Source organism: Lentzea chajnantorensis (genome assembly GCF_054300775.1).
Genome location: NZ_JBSDZT010000002.1, coordinates 347,598 through 370,874, shown reverse-complemented (window position 1 = coordinate 370,874; position 23,277 = coordinate 347,598). Strand labels below are relative to the sequence as shown.

Below are 23,277 nucleotides of genomic sequence, written 5' to 3'. Positions count from 1 at the left end.
TTGATGTCGCGATCACGGGTTGCGTGGGTGGCTCTGCCGGCCGCGCTGGCCATGACGCTCAGCGCGTGCGGCGGGGGTGGCGGTTCGTCCACCTCCGAGGGCAAGGAGAACCCCGAAGGCACGGTGTCCATCTACGGCACCGAGCCCAAGAGCACGCTGTTCCCGGCCAACACGACCGAGGCCGGTGGCTCCAAGGTCACCGAGGCCCTGTTCGCGCGCCTCGTGGACTACGCGCCGGAGGACGGCAAGCCCACCAACCTCATGGCGGAGTCGATCGAGTCGACCGACGCCAAGGTCTACACCGTCAAGATCAAGCAGGGCTGGAAGTTCCACGACGGGACCGAGGTCAAGGCGAAGAACTTCGTCGACGGCTGGAACTGGTCGGCCAACGCGAACAACGCGCAGCAGGCCGCCTCGTTCTTCTCGGTCATCCAGGGCTTCAAGGACGTGCACCCGGCTGACGAGGCCGCGAAGCCGACCGCCGACAAGATGTCCGGCCTCGAGGTCGTCAGCGACTACGAGTTCAAGGTCACGCTCAACGCGCCGACCTCGGTCTTCACCACCATGGTCGGCTACCTGCCGTTCTCGCCGCTGCCGGACGCGTTCTTCGCGGACCCCAAGGCGTTCGAGGCCAAGCCGATCGGCAACGGCCCGCTGAAGTTCGTCTCGCGCACGCCGAACTCGCTCATCAAGCTCGACCGCTTCGACGACTACAAGGGCGAGAAGGTCCACTTCAAGACCCTCGACATCAAGATCTACTCCAGCCAGGAGACCGCCTACCAGGACCTGGTGGCCGGCAAGCTGGACTTCATGGAGGCCCTGCCCCCGTCGGCCAAGGTCGGCGAGAAGTACAAGGCGGACCTCGGTGACCAGGTCCTGACCGCGAACCTGCTGGGCCAGAGCGCGATCGCCCTGCCGTACTACGTCCCGGCGTTCAAGGACAACGTGAAGCTCCGCCAGGCCATCTCCATGGCCATCAACCGCGAGCAGATCACCAAGACCGTCCTCGCCGGCTCCTTCACGCCGTCCGACGGCTGGGTCTCGCCCGGCATCAACGGCTACCGCAAGGGCGTCTGCGGCGAGTACTGCACGTACAACCCGGAGAAGGCGAAGCAGCTCCTGCAGGAGTCCGGCTTCACCGGCAAGCTGACCATCCAGTCCAACCAGGACGGTGGCCGCAAGGAGCCGCTCGAGGCGGCCTGCAACAGCATCAAGCAGGCGCTGGGCGTGGAGTGCGAGTTCGTCGGTGCCACCAACTTCGGTGCGTTCCGCCAGATCGTCGACGGCAAGCAGCTGACCGGCATGAGCCGTTCCGACTGGTCGGCCGACTACCCGTCGATCGAGAACTTCCTCAACCCGCTGTACCGCACCGGTGGTTCGTCCAACGACTCGAACTACTCGAGCCCGGTGGTCGACAAGCTCCTGGAGCAGGCCGACGGCACCGCGGACGAGGCCGCCGCGATCAAGCTGTACCAGCAGGCGGAGGACCAGATCGCGAAGGACATGCCGTCCATCCCGACCTGGAACGAGAAGGGCATCGGCGGTCGTTCGAAGAACCTGCTCGCCGCCAAGCTGACCTTCAAGCGTGACGCCGACCTCGCGTCGTTCCGCGTCAAGGGCTGACAGCCGAACACCCGTTGTGAGCAGCTAGCACGATCCGGCCTCGCGTCCACTGAGCGTCACGGGCGCGGGGCCGGAGCGGTGTTCAGGCTCAGACGCCCCCCACCACGCAAGGAGCCGACCTCATGGGTCGCTATGTGCTGCGCCGTCTGCTGCAGCTGATACCGGTCTTCCTGGGGACCACCTTCCTGATCTACGCCCTCGTCTGGGCGATTCCGCAGGACCCGTTCGCCGGCAAGTGCGGCCAGCGTCCGTGCGACCCGTCCTACGTCGCCGAGATGAGCGAGAAGCTCAACCTGAACGACCCGCTGGTCGTCCAGTACTTCAAGTACCTGGGCAACCTGGTCGTCGGTGACTTCGGCACCACCTTCAACGGCGTGTCCGTCGGCGAGCAGATCGCCACCTCGTGGCCCATCACGCTGAAGATGGGCATCATCGCGCTGATCATCGAGGCGGTCATCGGCATCATCGCCGGTGTCCTCACCGGTCTGCGCAAGTCCGGCTTCCTGGACAACCTGGTCCTGATCTCGACGCTGTTCCTGATCTCGCTGCCGGTGTTCGTCACCGGTTTCGTGCTGCGCCTGTACCTCGGCCCGCAGGGCTTCGACTTCATGGACACCTCGGTCAGCTCCGACCCGACGTTCGGTGAGCTGATCCTGCCCGGCTTCGTGCTCGGCAGCCTCTCGATGGCCTACGTCGCCCGCCTGAGCCGCAGCAGCATCGTGGAGAACCGCCGGTCCGACTACGTGCGCACCGCGATCGCCAAGGGCCAGCCCCAGTCCCGCGTCGTCGGCGTCCACCTGCTGCGCAACTCGCTGATCCCGGTGATCACGTTCCTCGGCACCGACCTCGGCAGCCTCATGGGTGGCGCGATCGTCACCGAGGGCGTCTTCAACATCAACGGCATCGGCGGCCTGATCTTCCGCGGCATCCAGGAGAAGGAAGGCGTCATGGTCACGGGCATCGTGACCCTGCTGGTGCTCGTGTACCTGCTGATGAGCCTGCTCGTCGACCTCCTGTACGCCGTTCTCGACCCGAGGATTCGCTATGAGTGACCCAGGATCCGTGTCCGGTGGAGCCGGACTCGAGGCGTCCGCGGCGGCCGGTGTCGACCAGCTCAGCCACGTCGACGACTCGTCGCAGAAGCAGCGCAAGCCCCGCTCGCTCTGGAGCGACGCGTGGGGCGAGCTGCGGCGCAAGCCCACGTTCATCATCTCGCTGGTCATCATCGCGGTCGTCGTGCTGATGGCGATCTGGCCGACGCTGTTCACGTCGGTCGACCCGCGCGCGGCGAACCTCGACAAGTCGCTGGCGCCGCCGTCGGGTGACGCCTGGTTCGGCTACGACCTGCAGGGCTACGACGTCTACGCCCGTGCCATGCACGGCGCCCGCGCGTCGCTGCTCGTCGGCATCTTCGCGACCCTGCTGACCGTGCTGATCGGTTCGACCGTCGGCATCATCGCCGGGTACGCGAAGACCTGGATCGACAGCGTGCTGTCCCGGTTCGCCGACATCTTCGCCGGCATCCCGTTCGTGCTCGGCGCGATCGTCATCCTGACCACGCTGAACGCCCCGACCGAGAACCCCGGTGTGGTCAAGATCGTCACGCAGGTGGTGCTCTCGATCGCGGTGCTGTCGTGGCCGGTCGCGATGCGCATCATGCGGTCCGCGACGCTCGTGGCCAAGCAGCAGGACTACGTCAAGGCGGCCCGCGGTCTCGGCGCCTCGCCGATCCGCATCGTGTTCCGGCACCTGCTGCCGAACACGGTCGCACCGGTGCTCGTGTACGCGACGATCGCGCTGGGTGCCTTCATCGGCGCCGAGGCGACGCTCGCGTTCCTCGGCATCGGCCTGCGCCCGCCGGTCGTGTCGTGGGGCGTGATGATCTCGGAGTCCCGCGACTACTTCCAGGCGGCACCGCACATGCTGCTGTTCCCCGCGGGCTTCGTGACGATCACCGTCCTGGCCTTCGTCATGCTCGGCGACGCCGTGCGCGACGCACTCGACCCCAAGTCCCGATAGGGGAGATCTCGTGACTCAGCCACTGCTGGAGGTCGAGGATCTCCACGTGGAATTCCGCACCCGCGACGGTGTCGCGAAGGTGCTCAACGGCGTGTCCTACCACGTCTCCGCCGGCGAGACCCTGGCCGTGCTGGGGGAGTCCGGTTCCGGCAAGTCCGTGACCGCCCAGACCATCATGGGCATCCTGGACATGCCGCCGGCGTTCATCACCAACGGCACCATCAAGTTCCGCGGCGAGGACCTGCTGACCAAGTCGGCGGAGGACCGCAGGCAGGTCCGCGGCGAGGGCATCGCCATGATCTTCCAGGACGCCCTCTCCGCGCTGAACCCGGTCTTCACCGTCGGGTTCCAGATCGAGGAGCAGCTCAAGGTCCGCCGCGGCATGTCCAAGGCGGACGCCCGCAAGCGCGCCGTCGAGCTGCTCGACCAGGTCAAGATCCCGAACGCCAAGGGACGGGTCAACGACTACCCGCACCAGTTCTCCGGCGGCATGCGGCAGCGCGCGATGATCGCGATGTCGCTCGCGCTCGACCCGGAGCTGCTGATCGCGGACGAGCCCACGACCGCACTGGACGTCACGGTGCAGGCCCAGATCATGGACCTGCTCGCGGAGATCCAGAAGGAACGCGACATGGGCATGATCCTGATCACCCACGACCTCGGCGTCGTCGCCGACGTCGCGGACCGGATCTCGGTCATGTACGCGGGCCGCATCGTCGAGCACGCCGACGTCTACGAGCTGTTCCGCGCGCCGGGGCACCCGTACACCGAGTCGCTGCTCGAGTCCCTGCCCCGCGTGGACCTGCGCGGCCAGGAGCTCAAGACGATCAAGGGTCTGCCGCCGTCGCTGACCAACATCCCGCCCGGCTGCCCGTTCAACCCGCGCTGCCCGCGCGCGTTCGACCGGTGCGTCACCGAGGTCCCCGCCGTGCACAACCTCGGCATGGGCCGCACCAGCCGGTGCCACATCGCGGAGGAGGTCGTCGCTCGTGGCTGAGCCGATCCTCGAGGTGGAGAACCTCGTCAAGCACTTCCCGGTCCGCGTCGGCGTGCTGTTCAAGCGCACCGTGGGCCACGTCAAGGCCGTCGACGGCGTCTCGTTCTCGCTCGGCAAGGGCGAGACCCTGGGCGTCGTGGGCGAGTCCGGCTGCGGCAAGTCCACGCTGGCCCAGGTGCTGATGCGCCTGGAACCGCCGACGTCGGGACTCGCGCGCTTCGAGGGCCGCGACATCTTCGGCATGAAGGGCGCGGAGCTGCGCAAGCTGCGCCGCGACATCCAGATCGTGCTGCAGGACCCGTACACGTCGCTGAACCCGCGCATGACGGTCGGCGACATCGTCGGTGAGCCCTACGAGATCCACACCGAGGTCGCGCCCAAGGGCGACCGGCAGCGGAAGGTCCAGGAGCTCCTGGAGATCGTGGGCCTCAACCCGGAGCACATCAACCGGTACCCGCACCAGTTCTCCGGCGGCCAGCGCCAGCGCATCGGCATCGCGCGGGCACTGGCGCTGAAGCCCAAGGTGATCGTGTGCGACGAGCCGGTGTCCGCGCTCGACGTGTCGATCCAGGCGCAGGTCATGAACCTGCTGGGCGACCTCCAGCAGGAGATGGGCCTGTCGTACGTGTTCATCGCGCACGACCTGTCCGTCGTGCGGCACCTGTCGGACCGCGTCGCGGTGATGTACCTCGGCAAGATCGTGGAGATCGGCACCGAGGAGCAGATCTACGAGCACCCGACGCACCCGTACACGCAGGCGCTGCTGTCCGCGGTGCCGGTGCCGGACCCGACCCAGCGCGGCCGGCGCGACGTCATCCGGTTGACCGGTGACGTGCCGTCGCCGATCGACCCGCCGTCGGGCTGCCGGTTCCGCACGCGGTGCTGGAAGGCGCAGGACATCTGCGCCACCGAGGTGCCCGAGCTCGTCACGCGGGTCGCGAACCACCCGTCGGCCTGCCACTTCGCCGAGGAGCGCGCGGTCGTCTGACCGCCGTTCCCAGGTGCACGCGGGGAGCTTTCGTACTCTTCCGGGGTACGGGGGCTCCCCGCGTGCGGTCAGGGCCGGGCGAGGTGGGTGATCGACACGCCGGGGGCGACCTCGTGCGTGCCGGTTTCGACGAAACCGCGGCCGCGGTACAGGCGCAGGGCGGGCTCGTTGCGGGTGCCGGTGCTGACCGACTGCGGCCCCTCCGGCAACGCGTCGAGCAGCTTCGTCGCGATGCCGCGGCGGTGCGCCCGCGGGTGCACGACCAGCCGGTGGATGTCCACGGTGGACCCGTCGAGCACGTAGGACACCGCGCCCGCGAGACCTTCTCCGTCGTACAGCCCGAGGAACGTCTCACCGCACGCGCGCAGCTCGTCGAGCGACTCGTGCAGCGGCGGGATGCCGTCGAAGCCGATCAGCTCGGCCTCGACGGCGTACGCCAGCCGTTGCACCGTCCACAGCTCGCGCAGGACGGTGTCGTCGGTCAGGTCCAGGATCACGTGTTCGACGAGTTCCGGACGAACGCGGCCAGGTCCTCCGACTGCTGGATGCGGCTGGGCTCGTGCACGTACATCACGTGTACTGACTGCCTGACCTGGGGTTTTACCAATGGGAGCCTCCGGTTACCAAGGGGAGCGAATAGGCGTGTTCTTGCTGGTCAAACGGGTGTCAGTGACCGTGAACGGGAACGAGTTGGCGTCAATCGGATAGCTAGCGTGCCCCATCAGCACCCGGTTTTGCCCCACGTGGTGTGTCCGAATCGGACGGCCGCTGATCAGCAGGGACCGGTTCAGGGGGCTCACGAGACGGCCCACTCCTGCCGGAAGTCCGGATCATCAGCGTACGCGCCGGCGAGCACCCGCAGGAAGTAGTTGTCGGTGATGCCGCGCCTGGTCAACCGCTCGACCGACGTCCGGATCTCGGCGAGCTCGGTCCGGCGCTGCTCCGCGGCGGCCTGGGTGCCACGGGCCGATCCCTGGATGAGGTGGAGCGTGGCGAGCTCGGCCTCGCGCACGCGGTCGAGCACGAACTCGGCGACCGTTCCGGCCGGCGAGTGCCCCGCGGCCGACTGCTGCGGTTCGGGGGCGGCCTGCTCAGGGGTGCTGCCGAGCGCGGCCAGCACGCGGCCGCGGCGCCCGGCGGAGGCCTGGACGTACTCCTGCACCATCGTGATGTCGGCGTGGCCCATGACGTCGGCCAGGGCGAACGCGTCGAGGCCTCCGTCAGCGAGCCTCGTCGCGAACCCCCGGCGGAGGGCGTACCCGCTCTTGGGCTCGGTTCCGGCCCGCTGAGCGGCGCCCTTCATCGCGAGCGCGAGCACGTCGCGGTGCAACGGCCGGCCGCCGGAGGACGCCCCAGGTGTCGGCTCGGTGAGGAACACCAGCGCGTTGTCGCACGCCTCCCCGCGGAAGTGCGGCACGCCGCACGGCTGCCTGAGCTCGCGCCCATCGACGCGGCGCCGCAGGATCTCGACCGCCTTCGGCGTGAGCGGCACCTCGCGCACGTCGCCGTCCTTGGGCCAGCCGCGGATCTTCTTCGACCGGAACACGTACGTCTCGGCGACCGTCAGCACCGCGGCGTTCCAGTCGATCCGGTGCGCGTGCAGGCCGGTGAGCTCACCGGGCCGCAAACCGGTCTCAAGGCCGAACGCGACCGCGTCCGCGTAGTCCTGGCGCAGCCCGCCCTTGGCCACCAGCTGCTCGGCCTCGTCGGCGCTCACGAACTTCTTCACGCGCCGGTTGCGCTGCGGCAACTTCACCTTCGCGATCGGGGAAGCGCTCAGGATCTCGGGGATCGCGGCGTTGATCGACCACGAGAACACCGACCAGATCCGCTGCACGTAGCTGGCCGAGAGCTTCCTCGGCTTCCAGCCTGGCCGCACGATCTCGACCGGGGCGGTGCCGGCCTCCAGCTTGCGCACCCACTCCTGCGCGCCGAACCGATCGTCACCGGACGGCACGATCTCGTTCAGCGGCACGGCGCCCCACTGGGGGCGGATGTACGCGCGCACGATCTGCGCGTCGGTCCGGTCGCTGTCGCTCTCGCGGTCGCGATCCTCGCTGATGAGGTCCCACCAATCGCCCCACGTAATGCGTGCGGGAATTGCGCCGCGCGCACGTTGGGCTTTCCGCTTCTGCTTCTGCTCCTGAGCCTTGGCCTCGTCGAGAGCGTCAAGCATCCGGTCATGGGCAGGGGTGTAGAGCTTTTTCCGGCCAACGCCGTCAGTTGCCGAGCCAGGTGGCCCCCACCACCCGCCTCGGTATTTGCCGGACGGCAGCTTCTCGTACCAAGCCATTTCAACCTTCTTGCTTCAGCTGATCCTTTTCAATGGGATTCCTCAATGCTTTGTGCAGATACACAGTCTCTTGCTCGGTTTGCACCATTTCATATCTGATTTTATCTGCGTGCGCGGTCAATTGTGATGTCTGCTCTATTGCGTGCAGCAGATTGGCGCGAACGTATTCCATCCTGCGGTGTAGCTCTTGTAGCTCATCCTCGCTGTCTGGACCTGCTTCAATCCTTGCTCGGAGTGTTTCGACGGCCGCTTCCAGGCGGGCTAAGTTGGCGTAAGACTCGTTTCTTTCCCGCGTGGCTGCATTATACTCTCGTTCGAGTATGCTGCTGCGTTGAATTGCCTGTTGAAGCCGGATGCTGATCGTTGTGGAGACTGCTTCGCTGACTTGAAGCAGATCCGAGGTGGGAATGTGTGGAACGACCTTTCGGAAGCGGTCCAGTAGTTGGCGTAGTTCCAGCTCGGCCCAAGAATCGTCACGACCGTCCGGATCGCTGGACCTTCTGCGGGTTTTCGGCACGCTCTTCGGCACAACAGGGTTTCCGGTCACTTGCTGGTAGGCCTCGGAAAGTGAGGTCTCGCCGTCGTAGGCCTTCGCGAAGCTGCCCGGTGGTACGTCGAACGCGCGTTCGACTCCACGGATCGAGTGTCCGCGGACCGGTGCGCCGGCCTCGATCCGGCCCCACGTCTTGCGCGTGATGCCGGCGCGCTCAGCGGCTTCCTCGGTGGTCCAGCCCGCGGCCTCCTTGAGGGCCTTGAGCTCCCGCCCGAACGCTGCTCGGACGTCGCCACTCGGGCCGCTCGACGCCGGAGCGTCGAGGGGGGGTGCGGCCTGTGAGTTCGTCATGCGGCCATTTTCCTGCGGGAACACGGGTATGTCCAGACACCTTTGGGAGTCATTAGGAGTCTTATGGAGTATCTAGGAGTATCACGGAGCGTGCTCGCGTAGTCGCCGTGAGACGTACTAGCCCCAGTTCGGATCTTCTGCTTGCGCCGAATGGGAGCGAAACGGTACGTTCGGGCACCTACCCAGAGTTACCTAGTTACTCACTAGATACTCGAAGTGACTCGGCGAGCATCACTGGAAGGGGTGCAAGTTGCCCGAGACTCCTGTCACACCTACCCCGCCGATGCCCGTGCTCAAGCGCGGCGAGACGCCCGCGAGTACCGAGGGCACGGTCAAGGTGCACACGATCAAGAGCGCTGCGGCGTTCGTGCGGATGCACCCGAAGACGGTGCTCAAGCACGTGCACGAAGGCGACCTCAAGGGCTACCAGCGGGTGCGCGGCGGCGACTGGCGGATCTTCGAGTCCGACCTCGTCGACTGGCTGCGCCGTCCGAAGCCCCGTCGCCGTAGGCGGAACGCGTGACCGGCGGTTTGCACACCACCGGCCAGCGCCAAGACGCCCGGCCCGCCGTTGCACCGGCGGCCGAGCAGGACAACCACAACACCTATACCCAGCAGGAGCATGGCATGCCCGAGCAGCAGGTTAGCGCCTCGGTCGACACAATCGCCAGAACAGAACAGCCCAACCTCTGCCCCACCTGGGCCGACAAGGTGACCGTCCTCGACGACGAGATGACGTTCCACTCGTACGAGGCGCCTGGCACCTTCAACTCCGAGACCGGGTCGGCGGTCGAACCGCTGACGGGGCAGCGGCTGATCCTGGAACAGCTCGTCGTGACGGAGCCCGGTGCCGCGCCGCGGGTGAACGCCCCGACCATCCGCCTGGCCAACGTCGACAGGGTGACGTTCGATGGCGCCGAGTGGCCCATCGAGCAGGCGCGCATCATGCACGCCCAGCTCGGCCACCTGCTGGCCCGGATCGACGCCGCCACGCCCACGGTGCCCGCGCAGGCCACCGCTGACCCGCGCTGCCTGCCGGGCTGCGAAGAGACGCACGCCCCAGAGCACAAGTTCGAGATCAAGCGCCAGTGCTGCGTCACCGAGGTGGTCGGTGAGGTCGCACTCGACTTCGGCGGCACGGTGACCGTGATGGCGCGTGCCACGACGTTCGGGGACGAGACCTACTCCGACGTTGTGCTGCACGACCTTGAGCCGGACGCGGCCGGCATCGTCGAGGCCAACTCGGTGCAGGCTCGCCTGCTGGCGGCGCAGCTGGTCGCAGGCGCCGACCGGGCCGACGCGGTTCTCGCCGCCCGCACCGCCGGGGCCGCGCCGAAGGCGGGTGCCTGATGGGCGTCAAGCAGATGAGGGCAGACCTGGTGACGCTGGGCGCCGCTGTCGCGTTGAGCGCGCTCGACTGGTGGATCGACCGGCAGCCGACCGAGCGCGTCGCCGGTCTGCTGCGCTTGGCGGTCCTGGCGGCCTGCGTCGCCGCCGTGCTGTTCGCGGGCGGCTGCCACGACACCGACGGCGGAGAGGGCGTCAGCGGCGTGCTGTCGCCGCCGACCGCGACGGTGTTCCCGTCGGCGTTCGTACTCGTTCCCGCGGAGGCCGGACGATGAGCGACAAGAACATGCGCTGTTCGGTGAACGCGCTGGAGTTCACGGCCCTGCTGCGGGACGTACTGGTGTCGGCGTCGACTGACCGCGCATTGCCGATGCTCAACGGCGTGGCGTTGCGCTGGGACGCGTCGACCGGCGACCAGCTGCTCACCGCGACGTCCACGGACCGGTTCCGGTTGGCGCAGGCCACCGTGAACTGCTCAGGGTTCTTGCCAGAGATGTTCGTGTCGCTGGACGAGGCCAAGAAGCTCGTCGCGGTGTTGAAGGTCTACACCGAGTTCCGCGATGTCGGTTCGGGCAGCGTGCTGACGCTGGAGTCCGGCAAAGGCGCGCTCACGGCGAAGTTCGTGGGCTCAGGCCGTCAGGGCCTGGTGATCCCGGTGACGCCGCGGCTGCCGCATCCGCATGACCCGTTCTACGGCGGGTTGCGGAAGCTGGCGAAGCTGGTGCGCGACGCCGAGGCCTCGACGACGCCAGAGCGGTTCGCGACGTTCAACCCGGAGTTCGTGGCCGACTTCTGCACGATCGCGTCCGCTCGCGACACGCAGGTGCGGTTCCAGATGCAGGGCGCGTTTCGGCCCGCGCTGGTGTTCATCGGCGAGCACTATCGGGCGCTGCTGATGCCGGTGCGCGACGACGACCCGGTCACCTCGCCGTGGTTCTGGCCTGAGCTGCCCGAGCAGTCCGGTGACGCACCGCGGCTGTCCGTGGTGCAAGACGAGGAGGCCGACCGTGGGTGAGCAGACGAAGATGCCGCCGTGGTTCGAACTGGCCGGGGCCACGCTGGCCGCTGCGGCGCGGCGCGACTACGGGAACGCGACGCGGCTTGGGCAGCAGCTGGCGGAGCAGGTTTCCCCTGCCGAACTGCCCGACGTGCTGTGCGCCTGGATCGACACCGTGGTGGCGCACAGCGGCCTGCAGGCGGATGCGTTCGAGGGCTTCGCGTGGGTCGACGAGTGCACTGGCGAGGTGCGCCAGGCCGACGACGTGATGCCGCCGCAGCGCTGGGCCGGACGTCTGTTCTGGGCCCGCGCCAAGATGGACCGCGAGCTGTTCCACGACCTGATCCGCTCGGTGTCCTCGGAACAGGAGTGGCAGACCAACGTCTCTGCGCTGCTGTTGCAGTGCGGCGAGCAGTTGCGGCACCTCGGAAAGACGGGGGTGACCCCGTGATGAGGCCACGACTGTTCAGGCCGTCTCCGATGCTGTTGGACTGGGCGCTGGGATGGCTGCTGGAGCGCGGTCGCGCGGTGCAGAACGCTCGTCGTGCCGCTGCCGACCCGGCTGCCGCGCGACGCGTTCAGGCCCTGATCGCCGCCGTTGATCGTGGACGGCGCATGTCCGCGGCCGAGCTGGCCGAGGAGGTGGGCCGTGGCTGACGAGGTGCTGGTCATCCAGCCGGAGGAAACCGGCGGCGTGCTGCCATACCCGTGGTTCATCGCCGAGGACGGCTCGGTCGGTCGCCAGGACTTCTGGCGTGGCATACCGGCACAGCTGGTCGGGTTCGTGCACCACCCGGACACCACCGGTGAGGTCGACATCGAGTTCGACCAGTTCTGGGCCGACGGTGACGACGCCGTGGGCATGTTCCCGGTGTTCGCGCACGCGGACGGCACGTTCAACACCTACGGCCACCGGCGTACTGCGTCGGTGCGCGCGGAGGGTGGTGGCGACCTGGAGAACGACGTCGCCGAGACGGCCGGGGAGGTGCGTCGTGGCTAGGCCGGTCGACGAGTGGATCAGGGTGTTCCCTGGGTGGACGGACGCGGAGTACGACCTCGCCCACAGGCTCCCCGTGATCACGCCACGGTTGGTGAGCCAGATCGCCGACACGCTGCGGGACAACGGGTTCAGGATGCCGACGAAGTACGCGGACAGCCTGGAGGCCTCGACACGCTACCTGCGCGCGGTGGCCGGTGTGGTGAACGCGTTCACTGGTGCTGACCCGTTCGAGGGCGTGGCCGCGCCCAGCGTCGTGCAGCCGCCGGCCTCGCCGTTGGCGGTGCGGGTGGTGCACACCGTGACGCTGCTGGAGTTGCAGCAGGACCGGCTGCCGCGCATCCCGGACGGCGCGCATGTGCGGTTCGAGCTGGGCGCGGACGTGCCGATCAGCTACCCGGTGCCACACAACGCGACCTGGTGCGCTCTCGGGGCCGCGTCGGTCGAGTTCGTGGGCTCCGGTCCCAACGTGGCCAGGCTGGCCCGGCTCGTCGAGCAGCGGTGCGCCCAGGAGAAGGCGCAGCAGCCGCTCAACGTGGCCGCAAACGAGAGGACAACGTCTTCCTCATGACCCGAGCACACGGGGTCACGCCGATGCCGCAGAGCGCTTCCCCCGCTCTGCGGTCCTCGGTGGACATCACCGCAGAAGTAACGCACGCGGCTGAGGTCGCCGCAGCGGTCGCGTCGCACGAAGGCCCGATGGGCGAGCTGTGGGCGGGCTACACGGAGTGGGGCCAGCTGCTGCAGGCGTGGCAGCTCGGCACCTTCGTGGGCCCGGTCGAGGAGTTCGAGGAGCTGTGCCGCGAACAGCTCGACCACGCCGTGCTGCTTGGTCGTGGCATCGACGAGCACGCCGCCACGGTCTTCACGGCCAACCTGGCGCGGTTCTCAGCGCGCTACCACCACAACAGCGAGGGGAGGTAGGCCGGTGCGTATTCGAAGCACCAAGCCGGAGTTCTGGCGATCCGCTCGGATCGCCAGCGTGAGTTGGGATGCCCGCCTGGTGCTCAAGGCCCTGGAGTCCTACGTGGACGACAACGGGGTGGGCAAGGACGATGTAGCGCTGATCGTCGGAGACCTGTTCCAGCGGGACATGGTCCGCGACGGCGCGGCGACCGTGGCACGCGTAGCCGCGGCGATGGACGAGCTGACCGAAGCCGGCCTGTTGTGGCGGTACACGGCGACGGGCAACCAGCTGCTGTGCGTGGCGTTCTGGGAGTCGGTGCAGCGGGTGGAGAAGGCCCAGAAGGGGCGCTTCCCGCGTCCGGATGGGACGATGGACTACCGCGAGTCCCGCATCGGTGAGGCTCCCGGACAGCCCGTTTCCGGGAGTGTTCCGGGAACGTTCCGGGAGCCCTCCGGAGGGTTCGGGAAGTCGCCGGAAGCCACAACCCGACGTTTCCGTGCTCCGGAAAACGCTCCGGATGCTCCGGAGAACGCCCCCGCTGCGCCAAGTTCGTGCTCTCCCGAAGCTTCATCCGTTTCCGCAGATCAGACCGGAGTTCCAGGAACCCTCCAGAGTGTTCCGGAAGTCGTCGCGCCTGGAACAGGGGAACAGGGGAACAGGGGAACAGGTAAAAGCCTTGCGCATCAGCCGATGCGCGACGCCGACACGCCACGTGCTCCGAAGCCCAAGCCCACCAAGAAGCCGAAGCGCGCCTCGACCTACTCCGAGGAGTTCGAACGGTGGTGGGCCGTGTACCCGAACAAGCGCGACAAGTACCCGGCCGCGCAGAAGTTCGCCGCCGCTGCGCAGACGGTCCCCGTGGACGTCCTCATCGCCGCCGCCCAGGCCTACGCCGACGAGGTGCGCGGCAAGGACGCCGAGCACATCAAGCACGGCAAGACCTGGCTCAACCAACGGTGCTGGGAGAACCACACGCCCGGCAACGGCACCACGCCGCCCGCGCCGCGCTCGGCCGACGACATCGCCGAGTGGCTGCGGGGCGAGTGGTCCGCTGGCCGCGTGTCCGGGATCGAGCAGCGCACCAGCCTGCGCTACCAGCGTCCGGACCTGCCCGCCGACGTCGCAGGACGCGACGGCGTGCGATGGATGACCGACCACGTCCGCAAGTGGATCACCACCCACCACCAGACCATCGTTGATCAACTCACCGCGAAGGCCGTATCGTGAACGGACCCATCACCGACCCGCTGCGGCCGATCGAGGCCGAGACCTACCTCGTCACCCTGCTCACCCCGGTCACGCGCCGGGCCCTGCGAGACGAAGCACTTGCCCAGGTCGAACCCGGCCACTTCTCCGACCCGATGCACGAGGCCCTCTGGGCCGCCGCCCGCCAGCTCCGCGACGACGACACCCCGACCACCGCACGCAACCTGATCGGCCGGCTGCGCGACGCACTGCCGCACCGCGGACCCGGCGACCACGACAGCGTGCAGCGAGCCCTGCGGTTCCTCAACGAACACGCCGGGCACGTCCCCGACGTCCACGCGTTCCCCGACGCCGTGTCGACGGTGGTCCGCTGCGGCAAGCTCCGGGCCCTGTGCGACGTGCTCGACAGCGCCCGCTACCAGGTAGCCGACGCCGAGGACCCCGCCCAGGCGCTGAACCTGGTGCACGACCTGCTCGGCAACCTCGACACCGGCCGCAACGCCGACGAGCACATCCACCAGTTCGCCGACCTGCTCGACGCGTTCGTGGTGGCCCAGCGAGAACCCGACACCGCGATCGTCATCCCGACGCCGTGGGCCGACCTCAACGAGCAGCTGCTCGGCGGGCTCCGCACCGGCCGCATGTACGTCGTCGGCGGCAGGCCCGGTGACGGCAAGAGCATCAGCCTGCTGCAGATCGCCCAGCACGCCGCAGACTGCGGCCACCACACCCAGGTCTACTCGGCGGAGATGGGCGCGGCCGAGGTCACCGACCGGCTCGTGTCCTCCGGCGCGGTGGTCGAGCAGTCGCACATCACCCGCCGCCGCCTCGACGACGACGGCTGGAACCGTGTCGGCCGCTACTACAACCGCGCCCGCGACCTGCCGCTCACCGTGGTGGACAAGCCGAACCTGACCCTGCCCTACATCATGGCGACCGCCCGCGAGGCCAAGCGCCGGTTCGGAACCCGCGTGCTGGCCCTGGATTACCTGCAGCTGGTCGGCGGCGACAGCCGCGGCACCATGCGCGAGCAGGAAGTCGCCGCGATCAGCCGCGGCCTCAAGCAGCTCTCCCGCGAGCTCGACCTCGCCGTGGTCGTCGCCGCGCAGCTCAACCGGTCCAACGTCCGCGAGGCCCGCCGGCCGGTTTCATCGGACCTGCGCGAGTCCGGCGGCATCGAGGCCGACGCCGACGTGGTGATCCTGCACTGGCGCCCGCCCATCGAGGACGGGCCGATGAAGGGAGAGCCCGGCTTCACGGTCGAGCTCGGCATCACCAAGAACCGCATCGGCCGCACGGGCCGTGTCGAACTCGACTGGCGCGCCCACTACGCCACGCTTGGCTCCGTGTCGCAGCAGGCGGAGGTGACACGCCCGTGAGGTGCTTGTGCCGCAACCGAAACACGCTCGACTTCCGCTGGATCAACCTCGCCTGCCGCGTGCACGGCATCGCCTCGGCCGCCGACGACGAACCCGGCTTCGACGAGCTCGACTCGCTCGTGCCGCCCGCCCACATCACCCGCACGAAGGAGACCAGCCGGTGAAGCTCCGGATCGAGGGCACCAAGGAGGAGTGCGCGGCCACGCTCGCTGCACTCGAACTTGTGCTCGACGTGCGCGACGCCAGCCGCTTCTACCCCAACTACCGCCGTGGCGGCTACGAAACGAAGCTGGGCCGCATCTACGTCGACTACACGATGCGGCCTGACACCACCGTGCAGGCGACCGCCGCGCGCCTGGACCGCGAGGAGCCGAACCGGTGAACGAACCCTGGATCAGCAGCGAGCAGTGGGCAGCAGCCGCCGCCCCGCAGCTCCAAGCGCCCGGCGTAGTGCTCGGCCTCCACCGCGCCGGCCAACTCGGCTACCTGGCCGCGTCCGACGAGTGGGTCAACGGGCACGGCGACCCACTCCCCAGGCCGCTGCAGGCGACCGCCACCGCGCTCGCGCAGAACGGCACACTGCCGGAGTTCGCCGAGTGGTTCCCCGCGCCCAGCACGGACACCCGCGACATCGTCAAGACGATCACCGACGCCATCGGCTGCCAGCGCTGCGGGCGGCCGCTCGACGACTCGCCGTCTGACGACTTCTGCAGCGAGGTGTGCCAGCGCGACTGGCACACCTCGCGTTCCGCAGCGCCCGCGGGACTGCACGAGGAGGTCTGGACTGCTCCGGCTGGAACGCCGTTCCCCGCCGATCCAGACGACCCGGCCGCGTCTGGCTACTTCCCGGTGCACGTCTTGGCCGGTGACGGTGTCCTGCTGGCCCGTTGGCCTGATGGGCAGGACTTCGCGCTTGGCCGCCTCACCGCGATCGACCCGCAGTGCCGCATCACGTCCGTCACCCAGGACCGCGCGCCGATCACGTTCACCGCGATCGACCCGCAACCCGACGCCGACGCTGTTGCGGCCATGCTCTACGACGCCTACCGGCAGCGCTACGCCCTGGGCGTCACCCCGGCCGGTGACGTCATCGGCGTCCGCCCGGACGGCAGCGTCGGCGAGGTCGACCACGTCATCACCAACGCGTGGTCGCCGACCGGCGAGTCCCCGGCGGAGCGCATGCTCGAGCTGCGCCGCCGCGAGCAGCAGCAGGCGCGTGAGGAGGACCGGGAGATCACCGGCCAGTGCTGGGGTTCCAGCACCGCCACCGGTGACAGCTTCAGCCTCGGGCCCGTGGCCGGATACGTCGGTCCTCCCGCGTTGGCCGCGTTCGTCGAACAGGTCTCCCGCGACAGCGCCGAGCTCGCTCGTCACGCCGCGTTGCCCGAGGGGTGGGTCGAGCAGTTCGCGAGCCTGGGCTTGCCGCTGACGACGTGGCAGGCCCACTTCTTGAACGGGTTCCTGGACGGCATCCGCGAGACCGTCGAGGTTCTCGCTGCGGCGATCGAGCCTGCGGCCGAGGCACTACGGCAGCTCGGTCTGCTCGTCGAGGAACCGCCGGCCGACCCGAAGGCGCGGGCGTTGTGGTTGCGCCGGAACCGCAACACCGGCCCGGCCCGTCAGCAGCGCGCGCCGCGTGCCATCACCGCGAGGAGGAGCCGATGAGCGAGCAGAAGCCCGACCCGTGGGCCGCGGTGCGTGTCGCGCTCGACGACGCCCGCGCCCAGATGACGGCCGCCGTGAGCAAGGCCGCAGTCGCGGTGAAGGCGCAGACCGCGCTGCGGTGCCTGCTCGACGGCAACGAGCAGGCGGCCCGCCAGGCGCTGGCTGGCCTGTCCTCGGACGAGGCCTGGGCGGTGAGCAGCGCGGCACACACCTTGACCAACCTCGCGTGCGACGTGTTCGCCGACGCGATCGAGAAGCAGCAGGGCAGAGAGGGACGGAAGTCGTGAGCGCCAAGCAGGATCGCCTGCAGCTGACCGGGCAGGACTGGGACCGCGTCTGGGCGCCGCTGATCGCTGACGGTGGGCCCGCGAGCCTCGCGGAGATCGGGCGCGCCGTGCAGCGGCCCGGCCCGAACGGCGCCGAGTGGGACGTCACGACCCTGATCCAGTCCGCGGTGGAGGGTGCCGTCGAGTCGGTTCGCGCGATCTGGCTCGACCGCATCGGCGACGAGGGCCAGGACGACGAGGCGGTGACGCGACGGTGAAGGAGTACGACACCAGCGTCGAGCCCAACCTCGGCGGCGAGGTGCGTGTCGAGGTCTCCGGATGGCCCGGCGGCATGCCGCACGTGTGGCTCCAGGTCCTCACCGGAAGCGACACCCCGCACCGAGTCGCCGACGTGTGCCTGCGACCGCGCGAGGTGCTGGCCGTGTGCTGGCAGCTGCTCAAGGCGGTCCCGGTGGTGTGGCTGCACGACCGGCAGCAGCGACGCGCAGACCTGGGTTGGCTCAACGACTGGGAGGGCCAGTGATCTTCTGCTCTCGTGAGGGCTGCACCACCGAAGAGCCCACGACCGGCAACAGCCTGCTGTGCGACACCTGCCGTGACCGCGTGCACGACGACCTGCGTTGGGTCGAGTTCCACGCGGCCAACCTCACCCCGGTCAAGAAGGTCCGGCCGGAGATGGTCGCGACGGCCGCCGGGTTCAGCTCGGCACCGCCGCTGGACCTGCACGCGGTCGCCCAGCTCGACCCGCGCAGCAACGCGGTCGGGGTGCACCGCGTCCACACCGGACCCGAGGACGACGACCACCCGCCGCTGTCGGTGCCGGCCGTGCTCGGCGGCTGGGCACAGCAGGTGTGGGAGGACCGCACCCCGCCGAGCCTGCGTCACCTCGTGCCCGCACCGCACACGGTGCGCGACGCGATCTCCACGCTGCTCGTCGCCCTGGGCTGGGTGAGCGAGCAGCCCTGGGTACTCGACCTCGCCGACGAGGTGCGGCAGCTGCGGCGCGAGCTCGCGGTGACCAACGGCGAGGCCCCGCCCAAGCCGGTTGCGTCGTGCACCCGCCGCGAGGGCGACCCGCCGACCAAGGGCCAGGCCGACGAACGACCGGCGTGCGGTGGCGGCATCGTGATCCGGGAGCAGGACAAGGCCGGCGTGCCGTTCGTCGTCGGCGCTCGCTGCCTGTCCTGCGGCACGGTCTACTCCGGATTTGAGGTGATACGACTCGCGCGAGCCAACAAGGCGTTGCGCGACAACGGGATACGCTGATCACATGATCAGCCGTGTACGCGTCTCCGCACGCGAGCGCATGGACCCCAACCGGATCACCGCCGCCGAGATGATCGCGTTCTTGCACGCCGAGGCCGACCGCACCGGAGACTCCACGTTCCGGGTGAGTGCCGCGGCGCTGCGGCGGTGGAAGCACCGCGGCCACATCAGCCCTGGCCGCGGCTACCTGCCCGCCGAGGTCGTCGACTACCTCGACCGGCGCGCTGCTGTGGATCTCGCCCACGCGAGTTGACACAGGTCAGACCCTGTGTCACGCTTCTGCCCGGACGAGCATGCCCAAAAACCCCCAGGCCAACACCGGCCTGGGGGTTTTTGCGTTGCCCGGCGCACCGGCGCAAGGACCTCCCAGAGTGGACGACACACCAACACCCGAGTCCACCAGTGGAGTCCGGCGCCGGTGCCCCGTGCACCGCGAGCTCACCGACTAGGAGGTGACCGCCGTGCTGATCGAACACCCGCACTTTGTTCACCCGGCCGACGTCGAGCTCGCCGACAAGCTGCGCGGTCCGCTCGCCGACAGCGAGGACGCCCGACACCTCGACTACGTCGCGCTTGGCCGCGAGTGGCTGCGCCAGCACCTGATCGGCGAGTACCACCGGCACGTCCTGGCCGACCCCGGCCGGTGGACCGGCCACGACGAGCCCGAGCTCGTCGAGCTCACCGAGCAACCCCTCACCGACGCCGACGGCCGCGACTGGGCGCTGCCCTACGAGCTCGACGGCGTCTCCTACAACGTCGGATGGATGGGCAGGCTCGTACTGCACCAGCATCCCGAGTGGACGGAGTGACCCGCATGGGCGCAACCGCACGCATGCCCGTCTACCTGCGCGTGGGCAACGGCACCGAACGCCCGATCGGCAGCGTGCTGGTCGCGCCCGCCGCCGAGGACGCCGAGCTGCCCAGCGAGGGACAAGTCGCGGTCCGCATCGTCGGCGGCCAGCTGACCGTGGCCGAGCTGCTGGAGCAGGCCGCCACCGAGCTGCGCCGCCGCCACGCCGAGCAGACCACCGGCCACGCCGGCGCCACGGTCCTGCTTGCCAGCACCGCCGCGGAGGCCGCCCGCTACCGCGAGGCCCACCCCGACCGCTGGACCGATGTCCATGTTGTGACCGGCACCTCTGCAGCCGTGTTCGAGGGGATGCGCGTGCACAGCGTGGACATCACCGACACCGTCGACCGAGCCACCGTCAACCCGAGGACGCGGCGGCACAGGAACGCCCTCGACGCGCTCGACGTCCTTCGGCAGGGCATGGCCATGACCGCGAACAGCACCGGCCACGTGACGGTGCTGCACGACGCCGGCGACGGCACCACCTGAGCCGTGAGCGGCCGATGGCAGGGCAGCACCAGCGCCGCCGAGCTGCCACCTGACTGGGAGTGGCGGCGCGAGCAGACCCGGCGCCGAGCCGGCGGCCAGTGCGAGCACCACGGCCCGACCGGCCGCCGATGCTGGCGCACGGGCGCCCACTGCGACCACATCGTCCCGCGCTCCCAGGGCGGCTCACACGCCCTGCGGAACCTCCAGTGGCTCTGCCACACCCACCACGCCCGCAAGACCGGTGAGGAAGCGGCACAGGCCCGCGCAGCCATCAGCGCACGCCGGTTCCGCACACCCGAGCCACCACCGCGGCGCACCACCAGGGAGTGACCACATGCGACAGGTCAGGTACAGCCACCGGATGGGCCAGAACCCCACCGGCTCGATCCGCCTCCTCGGCGACAGCGAGGCCGACTGGCTCGTCACCCACGGGCACGCCGAGTACACCGGCGCCGACCCCGACGACGAGCAGCCCGTCGAGCCCGTCGAGCAGCCGCCCGCCGCGCGCACCGAGCAGACCGACACGCCGACCTCGGGCCCGACGCTGGCCGAGCTGCAGGCCCGCGCGAAGCAGCTGCAGCTGCCCACCTACGGCACCAAGGCACAGCTCGCCGACCGCATCGAGCAGGCCGAGCAGACCACGGCCGCGATCGACGAGGACGAGGACCAGGACGACGAGGACGAGCTCGACGACGAGGACTGACAGGTCACCGAAGGAAACTCCTTCTAAGGAATTTCCTTCAAGGGCTTGACAAATGGGGTGGGGGGTGCCTCCCGATCCTGGGAAATCAGGACACCGGAGGTCATACCGTGCGCACGCGCTCCCAGGTTTTGAATTCCGGGGTCGGTCGTGATCAAGGCTCTGACCTGCGCTTTTGTCGCACCTCGCCTGTGAGCTTCTAGCGTCCTTTGTGGACGTTCAAAACCCGTCAAAACGATCTTCGAAACGAGTTTGGGGGTTTTGACGTGGGACTCAGGGGACCGCTCGGCAAGCGCGAGGAGCACAAGGCCGGCCACCGCACCAAGGCGGAGAAGGCGTTGACGGAGAAGGTGATCGTTCCGGCCGAGGACGAGGTCGAGGTGCCGACGCCCACCGAGGCGTGGCACCCGATCGCGAAGGACTGGTACGACTCGCTGGCCGCGTCCGGGCAGTCGAAGTACATGGAGCCCAGCGACTGGCAGGCGGCACGGCTGATCGCCGAGGCGATGACGCGGGCGCTGGCCGAGGAGAAGCTCAACGCCCGCGCGCTCGCGGTGGTGTGGTCGGCGATGAACGACCTGTTGACCACCGAGGGCGCGCGGCGTCGGGTGCGGCTGGAGATCCACCGGAAGACGCCGGGTGACGCGCACCCCGACGTGACCAACCTGGACGACTACCGTGGCATCACCGGCTGAGGCCGGGTCGTCGCTGATCATCACCCCCACCGTTCTGGGCCCCACGTGGCAGCGTGACGACGAGGGCAAGTTCGTGTTGCCCGAGTACACGATCGGCTGGCAGTCGCTCGCGTGGGCACGCGATCACCTCAAGCACGCCGATGGGCGGCCGTGGAAGTTCACGGCCGAGCAGGCGCGCTGGTGGCTGTGGTGGTGGGCGGTCGACTCCAACGGCCGGTTCCTCTTTGACGAGGGCGTTCTACAGCGCCTCAAGGGATGGGGCAAGGACCCGGTCGGCTCGGTCGTGTCCAGTGTGGAGTTCATCGGCCCGTCCCGGCCCGACCTCAACGCACGCCCGTTCATCGACCCGTTCGGCAACGAGCACCCCGGCGCGAGGCCTCACCCCGAGGCGTGGGTGCAGATCGCCGCGGTGTCGTTGCGGCAGACCCGCAACACCATGCGGCTGTTCCCGACGCTGTTCACCAAGGAGACGATCGCCCGCTACGGCCTGGAGCTGTCGACGTTCCAGGTGACCGCCGCGGGCGGTCAGATCCTGGAGGCGGTGACGTCCAACCCGGACGCCCTGGAGGGCGCACGGGCGACGTCGACGCTGAAAAACGAGACGCACCGCTGGCGGGAAGCCAACCGCGGCCACGACATGGCCGAAGTGCTCGACAACAACTCCACCAAGTCGGCGGACGCCTCGGCCCGGCCGCTGTCGATCACGAACGCCTACCACCCGGCGGAGGACTCGGTAGCGCAGCGCGAACGCGAGGCCTACGAGGAGAACGCCGCCGTGGTGGGCGCGCTGGGCGCGCGGTTCATGTACGACTCGCTGGAGGCCCCGCCGGACGCCCCGCTCACCGCGGAGGCCGCCCCGGCCGTGGTCGCCGCGATCCGTGGCGACTCGGTGTGGTTGTCGATCGAGCGGATCGTCAGCGCCATCTTGGCCGGCAAGCGTCCGGCCTCTCAGCTGCGGCGGTTCTGGTACAACCAGATCGAGACTGCGGACGACGCCTGGTCGGATTACAGGGACTTCGACCAGTGCAAGGCGCCGGACGGCGTCGAGCTGCTACCCGGCGACGAGATCGCGCTGTTCCTGGACTGCAGCAAGAGCAACGACGCGACGGCGTTGGTGGGCTGCCGCGTCAGTGACGGCCTGGTCGCCGTGTTCGGCATGTGGCAACGGCCGCCTGGACGCCGCGGCCGGACGTGGCTTGCGCCGCGGGCGACCGTGGAGGCACGTGTTGACGCCGTGTTCGAGGACTTCGCGGTGTCGGCGTTCTTCGCGGACCCGTCGCACACCCTCGACGACGAGACGCAGGACCGGTACTGGGACGAAACCCTTGACCGGCTGCACCGCCGCTACCACGACCGGCTCAAGCTCTGGGCCACCCGTGGCGCGGCCGGTGAGGCGCACTCGGTGATGTGGGACATGACCAGCCCCGTGCGGATCGAGCAGTTCACGGCCGCGGCGATGCGCACGGCCGAGGAGATCGAGGACCACACGCTGCTGCACGACGGCGACAACCGGCTGCGGCGGCACGTGCTCAACGCACGCCGCTACCCCAACCGCTATGGCACGTCGTTGTGGAAGGGCGCCAAGGAGTCCGCGAAGAAGATCGACCTCGCGGTGGCGATGGTCGGCGCGCGCATGGTGCGCCGCCTGCTGCTGAACCAGAAACCGCAGCAGGACAACAAGAAGAAGACCGGCGGCCGTGTCTGGGGCAGCCGACGCTGACAAGGGGG

At 69.0% G+C, this 23,277-nt stretch carries 33 protein-coding genes; 30 read left to right on the top strand and 3 right to left on the bottom strand.

Annotated elements, in window-relative coordinates:
* Positions 1–3: 3 nt before the first annotated feature.
* The 5 genes from ACVDFE_RS02310 (at position 4) to ACVDFE_RS02290 (ending at position 5,627) form a co-directional block, all read left to right on the top strand.
* The gene (locus tag ACVDFE_RS02310) at positions 4–1,623 is read left to right on the top strand and encodes a peptide ABC transporter substrate-binding protein (RefSeq protein ID WP_360385918.1); all 1,620 of its coding nucleotides are present in this window, start codon (positions 4–6) and stop codon (positions 1,621–1,623) included.
* Between the two features lie 122 nt (positions 1,624–1,745).
* A complete protein-coding gene (locus ACVDFE_RS02305) occupies positions 1,746–2,675 on the top strand; it encodes an ABC transporter permease (protein ID WP_360385920.1) in 930 nt (309 codons plus the stop codon).
* Complete coding sequence (locus ACVDFE_RS02300) at positions 2,668–3,642, top strand: ABC transporter permease (RefSeq protein ID WP_360385922.1); 975 nt, start codon at positions 2,668–2,670, stop codon at positions 3,640–3,642. The genes ACVDFE_RS02305 and ACVDFE_RS02300 overlap by 8 nt, the downstream gene beginning before the upstream one ends.
* A gap of 10 nt (positions 3,643–3,652) precedes the next feature.
* Positions 3,653–4,639 (top strand): ABC transporter ATP-binding protein, encoded by a 987-nt coding sequence (locus ACVDFE_RS02295; RefSeq protein ID WP_360385924.1) that lies wholly within the window; start codon positions 3,653–3,655, stop codon positions 4,637–4,639.
* Positions 4,632–5,627 carry an ABC transporter ATP-binding protein gene (locus ACVDFE_RS02290; RefSeq protein ID WP_458429428.1) on the top strand — a complete coding sequence of 332 codons (996 nt, stop codon included), beginning with the start codon at positions 4,632–4,634 and terminating at the stop codon, positions 5,625–5,627. The genes ACVDFE_RS02295 and ACVDFE_RS02290 overlap by 8 nt, the downstream gene beginning before the upstream one ends.
* A gap of 68 nt (positions 5,628–5,695) precedes the next feature.
* Here the strand turns inward: ACVDFE_RS02290 and ACVDFE_RS02285 are convergent, their stop codons facing one another.
* From ACVDFE_RS02285 to ACVDFE_RS02275, 3 genes are all read right to left on the bottom strand, one after another.
* Positions 5,696–6,124 (bottom strand): GNAT family N-acetyltransferase, encoded by a 429-nt coding sequence (locus tag ACVDFE_RS02285; RefSeq protein ID WP_458429427.1) that lies wholly within the window; start codon positions 6,122–6,124, stop codon positions 5,696–5,698.
* Between the two features lie 299 nt (positions 6,125–6,423).
* On the bottom strand, positions 6,424–7,803 hold the full coding sequence (locus ACVDFE_RS02280; RefSeq protein WP_458429426.1) for a tyrosine-type recombinase/integrase: 1,380 nt from the start codon (positions 7,801–7,803) through the stop codon (positions 6,424–6,426).
* Between the two features lie 118 nt (positions 7,804–7,921).
* Positions 7,922–8,764, bottom strand: a complete 843-nt coding sequence (locus ACVDFE_RS02275) for a helix-turn-helix domain-containing protein (RefSeq protein ID WP_458429425.1) — start codon at positions 8,762–8,764, stop codon at positions 7,922–7,924.
* A 283-nt stretch (positions 8,765–9,047) separates the two neighbouring features.
* Between ACVDFE_RS02275 and ACVDFE_RS02270 the strand changes: the two genes are divergently transcribed.
* The 25 genes from ACVDFE_RS02270 to ACVDFE_RS02150 all read left to right on the top strand — a co-directional run bounded on the left by ACVDFE_RS02270 (position 9,048) and on the right by ACVDFE_RS02150 (position 23,269).
* The gene (locus ACVDFE_RS02270) at positions 9,048–9,287 is read left to right on the top strand and encodes a helix-turn-helix domain-containing protein (RefSeq protein WP_458429424.1); all 240 of its coding nucleotides are present in this window, start codon (positions 9,048–9,050) and stop codon (positions 9,285–9,287) included.
* Positions 9,288–9,295: 8 nt separating this feature from the next.
* Entirely contained in the window at positions 9,296–10,114 is an 819-nt protein-coding gene (locus tag ACVDFE_RS02265) for a hypothetical protein (RefSeq protein ID WP_458429423.1), read from the top strand.
* Positions 10,114–10,386, top strand: a complete 273-nt coding sequence (locus tag ACVDFE_RS02260) for a hypothetical protein (protein ID WP_458429422.1) — start codon at positions 10,114–10,116, stop codon at positions 10,384–10,386. The genes ACVDFE_RS02265 and ACVDFE_RS02260 overlap by 1 nt, the downstream gene beginning before the upstream one ends.
* Positions 10,383–11,126: a DNA polymerase III subunit beta family protein gene (locus tag ACVDFE_RS02255; protein ID WP_458429421.1), complete on the top strand. Its 744-nt coding sequence runs from the start codon at positions 10,383–10,385 to the stop codon at positions 11,124–11,126. Before ACVDFE_RS02260 ends, ACVDFE_RS02255 begins: the two co-directional genes overlap by 4 nt.
* Complete coding sequence (locus tag ACVDFE_RS02250; protein ID WP_458429420.1) at positions 11,119–11,559, top strand: hypothetical protein; 441 nt, start codon at positions 11,119–11,121, stop codon at positions 11,557–11,559. Before ACVDFE_RS02255 ends, ACVDFE_RS02250 begins: the two co-directional genes overlap by 8 nt.
* Positions 11,560–11,588: 29 nt before the next feature.
* Positions 11,589–11,765: a hypothetical protein gene (locus tag ACVDFE_RS02245; RefSeq protein ID WP_458429419.1), complete on the top strand. Its 177-nt coding sequence runs from the start codon at positions 11,589–11,591 to the stop codon at positions 11,763–11,765.
* Positions 11,758–12,108: a hypothetical protein gene (locus ACVDFE_RS02240; RefSeq protein ID WP_458429418.1), complete on the top strand. Its 351-nt coding sequence runs from the start codon at positions 11,758–11,760 to the stop codon at positions 12,106–12,108. Before ACVDFE_RS02245 ends, ACVDFE_RS02240 begins: the two co-directional genes overlap by 8 nt.
* Positions 12,101–12,676 carry a hypothetical protein gene (locus tag ACVDFE_RS02235; RefSeq protein ID WP_458429417.1) on the top strand — a complete coding sequence of 192 codons (576 nt, stop codon included), beginning with the start codon at positions 12,101–12,103 and terminating at the stop codon, positions 12,674–12,676. The genes ACVDFE_RS02240 and ACVDFE_RS02235 overlap by 8 nt, the downstream gene beginning before the upstream one ends.
* Entirely contained in the window at positions 12,673–13,029 is a 357-nt protein-coding gene (locus ACVDFE_RS02230) for a hypothetical protein (protein ID WP_458429416.1), read from the top strand. The genes ACVDFE_RS02235 and ACVDFE_RS02230 overlap by 4 nt, the downstream gene beginning before the upstream one ends.
* 4 nt (positions 13,030–13,033) lie before the next feature.
* Positions 13,034–14,239, top strand: a complete 1,206-nt coding sequence (locus ACVDFE_RS02225; RefSeq protein WP_458429415.1) for a hypothetical protein — start codon at positions 13,034–13,036, stop codon at positions 14,237–14,239.
* Positions 14,236–15,597, top strand: coding sequence for a DnaB-like helicase C-terminal domain-containing protein (locus ACVDFE_RS02220; RefSeq protein WP_458429414.1), 1,362 nt, complete (start codon positions 14,236–14,238; stop codon positions 15,595–15,597). Before ACVDFE_RS02225 ends, ACVDFE_RS02220 begins: the two co-directional genes overlap by 4 nt.
* Positions 15,594–15,761: a hypothetical protein gene (locus tag ACVDFE_RS02215; protein ID WP_458429413.1), complete on the top strand. Its 168-nt coding sequence runs from the start codon at positions 15,594–15,596 to the stop codon at positions 15,759–15,761. The genes ACVDFE_RS02220 and ACVDFE_RS02215 overlap by 4 nt, the downstream gene beginning before the upstream one ends.
* The gene (locus tag ACVDFE_RS02210; protein WP_458429412.1) at positions 15,758–15,979 is read left to right on the top strand and encodes a hypothetical protein; all 222 of its coding nucleotides are present in this window, start codon (positions 15,758–15,760) and stop codon (positions 15,977–15,979) included. Before ACVDFE_RS02215 ends, ACVDFE_RS02210 begins: the two co-directional genes overlap by 4 nt.
* Positions 15,976–17,262, top strand: a complete 1,287-nt coding sequence (locus ACVDFE_RS02205; protein ID WP_458429411.1) for a hypothetical protein — start codon at positions 15,976–15,978, stop codon at positions 17,260–17,262. The genes ACVDFE_RS02210 and ACVDFE_RS02205 overlap by 4 nt, the downstream gene beginning before the upstream one ends.
* Positions 17,259–17,549 carry a hypothetical protein gene (locus tag ACVDFE_RS02200; protein WP_458429410.1) on the top strand — a complete coding sequence of 97 codons (291 nt, stop codon included), beginning with the start codon at positions 17,259–17,261 and terminating at the stop codon, positions 17,547–17,549. Before ACVDFE_RS02205 ends, ACVDFE_RS02200 begins: the two co-directional genes overlap by 4 nt.
* Positions 17,546–17,806, top strand: coding sequence for a hypothetical protein (locus tag ACVDFE_RS02195; RefSeq protein WP_458429409.1), 261 nt, complete (start codon positions 17,546–17,548; stop codon positions 17,804–17,806). The genes ACVDFE_RS02200 and ACVDFE_RS02195 overlap by 4 nt, the downstream gene beginning before the upstream one ends.
* Positions 17,803–18,072 carry a hypothetical protein gene (locus ACVDFE_RS02190; protein WP_458429408.1) on the top strand — a complete coding sequence of 90 codons (270 nt, stop codon included), beginning with the start codon at positions 17,803–17,805 and terminating at the stop codon, positions 18,070–18,072. The genes ACVDFE_RS02195 and ACVDFE_RS02190 overlap by 4 nt, the downstream gene beginning before the upstream one ends.
* Positions 18,069–18,815 carry a hypothetical protein gene (locus ACVDFE_RS02185; protein ID WP_458429407.1) on the top strand — a complete coding sequence of 249 codons (747 nt, stop codon included), beginning with the start codon at positions 18,069–18,071 and terminating at the stop codon, positions 18,813–18,815. The genes ACVDFE_RS02190 and ACVDFE_RS02185 overlap by 4 nt, the downstream gene beginning before the upstream one ends.
* A gap of 4 nt (positions 18,816–18,819) precedes the next feature.
* Positions 18,820–19,068, top strand: coding sequence for a hypothetical protein (locus tag ACVDFE_RS02180; protein ID WP_458429406.1), 249 nt, complete (start codon positions 18,820–18,822; stop codon positions 19,066–19,068).
* Positions 19,069–19,276: 208 nt separating this feature from the next.
* On the top strand, positions 19,277–19,624 hold the full coding sequence (locus ACVDFE_RS02175) for a hypothetical protein (RefSeq protein WP_458429405.1): 348 nt from the start codon (positions 19,277–19,279) through the stop codon (positions 19,622–19,624).
* 5 nt (positions 19,625–19,629) lie between these two features.
* Positions 19,630–20,154, top strand: a complete 525-nt coding sequence (locus ACVDFE_RS02170) for a hypothetical protein (RefSeq protein ID WP_458429404.1) — start codon at positions 19,630–19,632, stop codon at positions 20,152–20,154.
* Between the two features lie 3 nt (positions 20,155–20,157).
* Complete coding sequence (locus tag ACVDFE_RS02165) at positions 20,158–20,484, top strand: HNH endonuclease (protein ID WP_458429403.1); 327 nt, start codon at positions 20,158–20,160, stop codon at positions 20,482–20,484.
* Positions 20,485–20,488: 4 nt separating this feature from the next.
* On the top strand, positions 20,489–20,857 hold the full coding sequence (locus ACVDFE_RS02160) for a hypothetical protein (RefSeq protein ID WP_458429402.1): 369 nt from the start codon (positions 20,489–20,491) through the stop codon (positions 20,855–20,857).
* 263 nt (positions 20,858–21,120) lie between these two features.
* Positions 21,121–21,549, top strand: a complete 429-nt coding sequence (locus tag ACVDFE_RS02155; protein ID WP_458429401.1) for a phage terminase small subunit — start codon at positions 21,121–21,123, stop codon at positions 21,547–21,549.
* The gene (locus ACVDFE_RS02150; protein ID WP_458429400.1) at positions 21,533–23,269 is read left to right on the top strand and encodes a hypothetical protein; all 1,737 of its coding nucleotides are present in this window, start codon (positions 21,533–21,535) and stop codon (positions 23,267–23,269) included. Before ACVDFE_RS02155 ends, ACVDFE_RS02150 begins: the two co-directional genes overlap by 17 nt.
* Positions 23,270–23,277: the final 8 nt, after the last annotated feature.

Bases quoted from the DNA above. Each gene is read 5' to 3' on its own strand.
- ACVDFE_RS02310 (WP_360385918.1), top strand. From the start codon at position 4: ATGTCGCGATCACGGGTTGCGTGGGTGGCTCTGCCGGCCGCGCTGGCC.
- ACVDFE_RS02305 (WP_360385920.1), top strand. From the start codon at position 1,746: ATGGGTCGCTATGTGCTGCGCCGTCTGCTGCAGCTGATACCGGTCTTC.
- ACVDFE_RS02300 (WP_360385922.1), top strand. From the start codon at position 2,668: ATGAGTGACCCAGGATCCGTGTCCGGTGGAGCCGGACTCGAGGCGTCC.
- ACVDFE_RS02280 (WP_458429426.1), bottom strand. From the start codon at position 7,803: ATGCTTGACGCTCTCGACGAGGCCAAGGCTCAGGAGCAGAAGCAGAAG.
- ACVDFE_RS02275 (WP_458429425.1), bottom strand. From the start codon at position 8,764: ATGACGAACTCACAGGCCGCACCCCCCCTCGACGCTCCGGCGTCGAGC.
- ACVDFE_RS02270 (WP_458429424.1), top strand. From the start codon at position 9,048: ATGCCCGTGCTCAAGCGCGGCGAGACGCCCGCGAGTACCGAGGGCACG.
- ACVDFE_RS02260 (WP_458429422.1), top strand. From the start codon at position 10,114: ATGGGCGTCAAGCAGATGAGGGCAGACCTGGTGACGCTGGGCGCCGCT.
- ACVDFE_RS02255 (WP_458429421.1), top strand. From the start codon at position 10,383: ATGAGCGACAAGAACATGCGCTGTTCGGTGAACGCGCTGGAGTTCACG.
- ACVDFE_RS02245 (WP_458429419.1), top strand. From the start codon at position 11,589: ATGCTGTTGGACTGGGCGCTGGGATGGCTGCTGGAGCGCGGTCGCGCG.
- ACVDFE_RS02230 (WP_458429416.1), top strand. From the start codon at position 12,673: ATGACCCGAGCACACGGGGTCACGCCGATGCCGCAGAGCGCTTCCCCC.
- ACVDFE_RS02200 (WP_458429410.1), top strand. From the start codon at position 17,259: ATGAGCGAGCAGAAGCCCGACCCGTGGGCCGCGGTGCGTGTCGCGCTC.
- ACVDFE_RS02180 (WP_458429406.1), top strand. From the start codon at position 18,820: ATGATCAGCCGTGTACGCGTCTCCGCACGCGAGCGCATGGACCCCAAC.
- ACVDFE_RS02170 (WP_458429404.1), top strand. From the start codon at position 19,630: ATGGGCGCAACCGCACGCATGCCCGTCTACCTGCGCGTGGGCAACGGC.
- ACVDFE_RS02160 (WP_458429402.1), top strand. From the start codon at position 20,489: ATGCGACAGGTCAGGTACAGCCACCGGATGGGCCAGAACCCCACCGGC.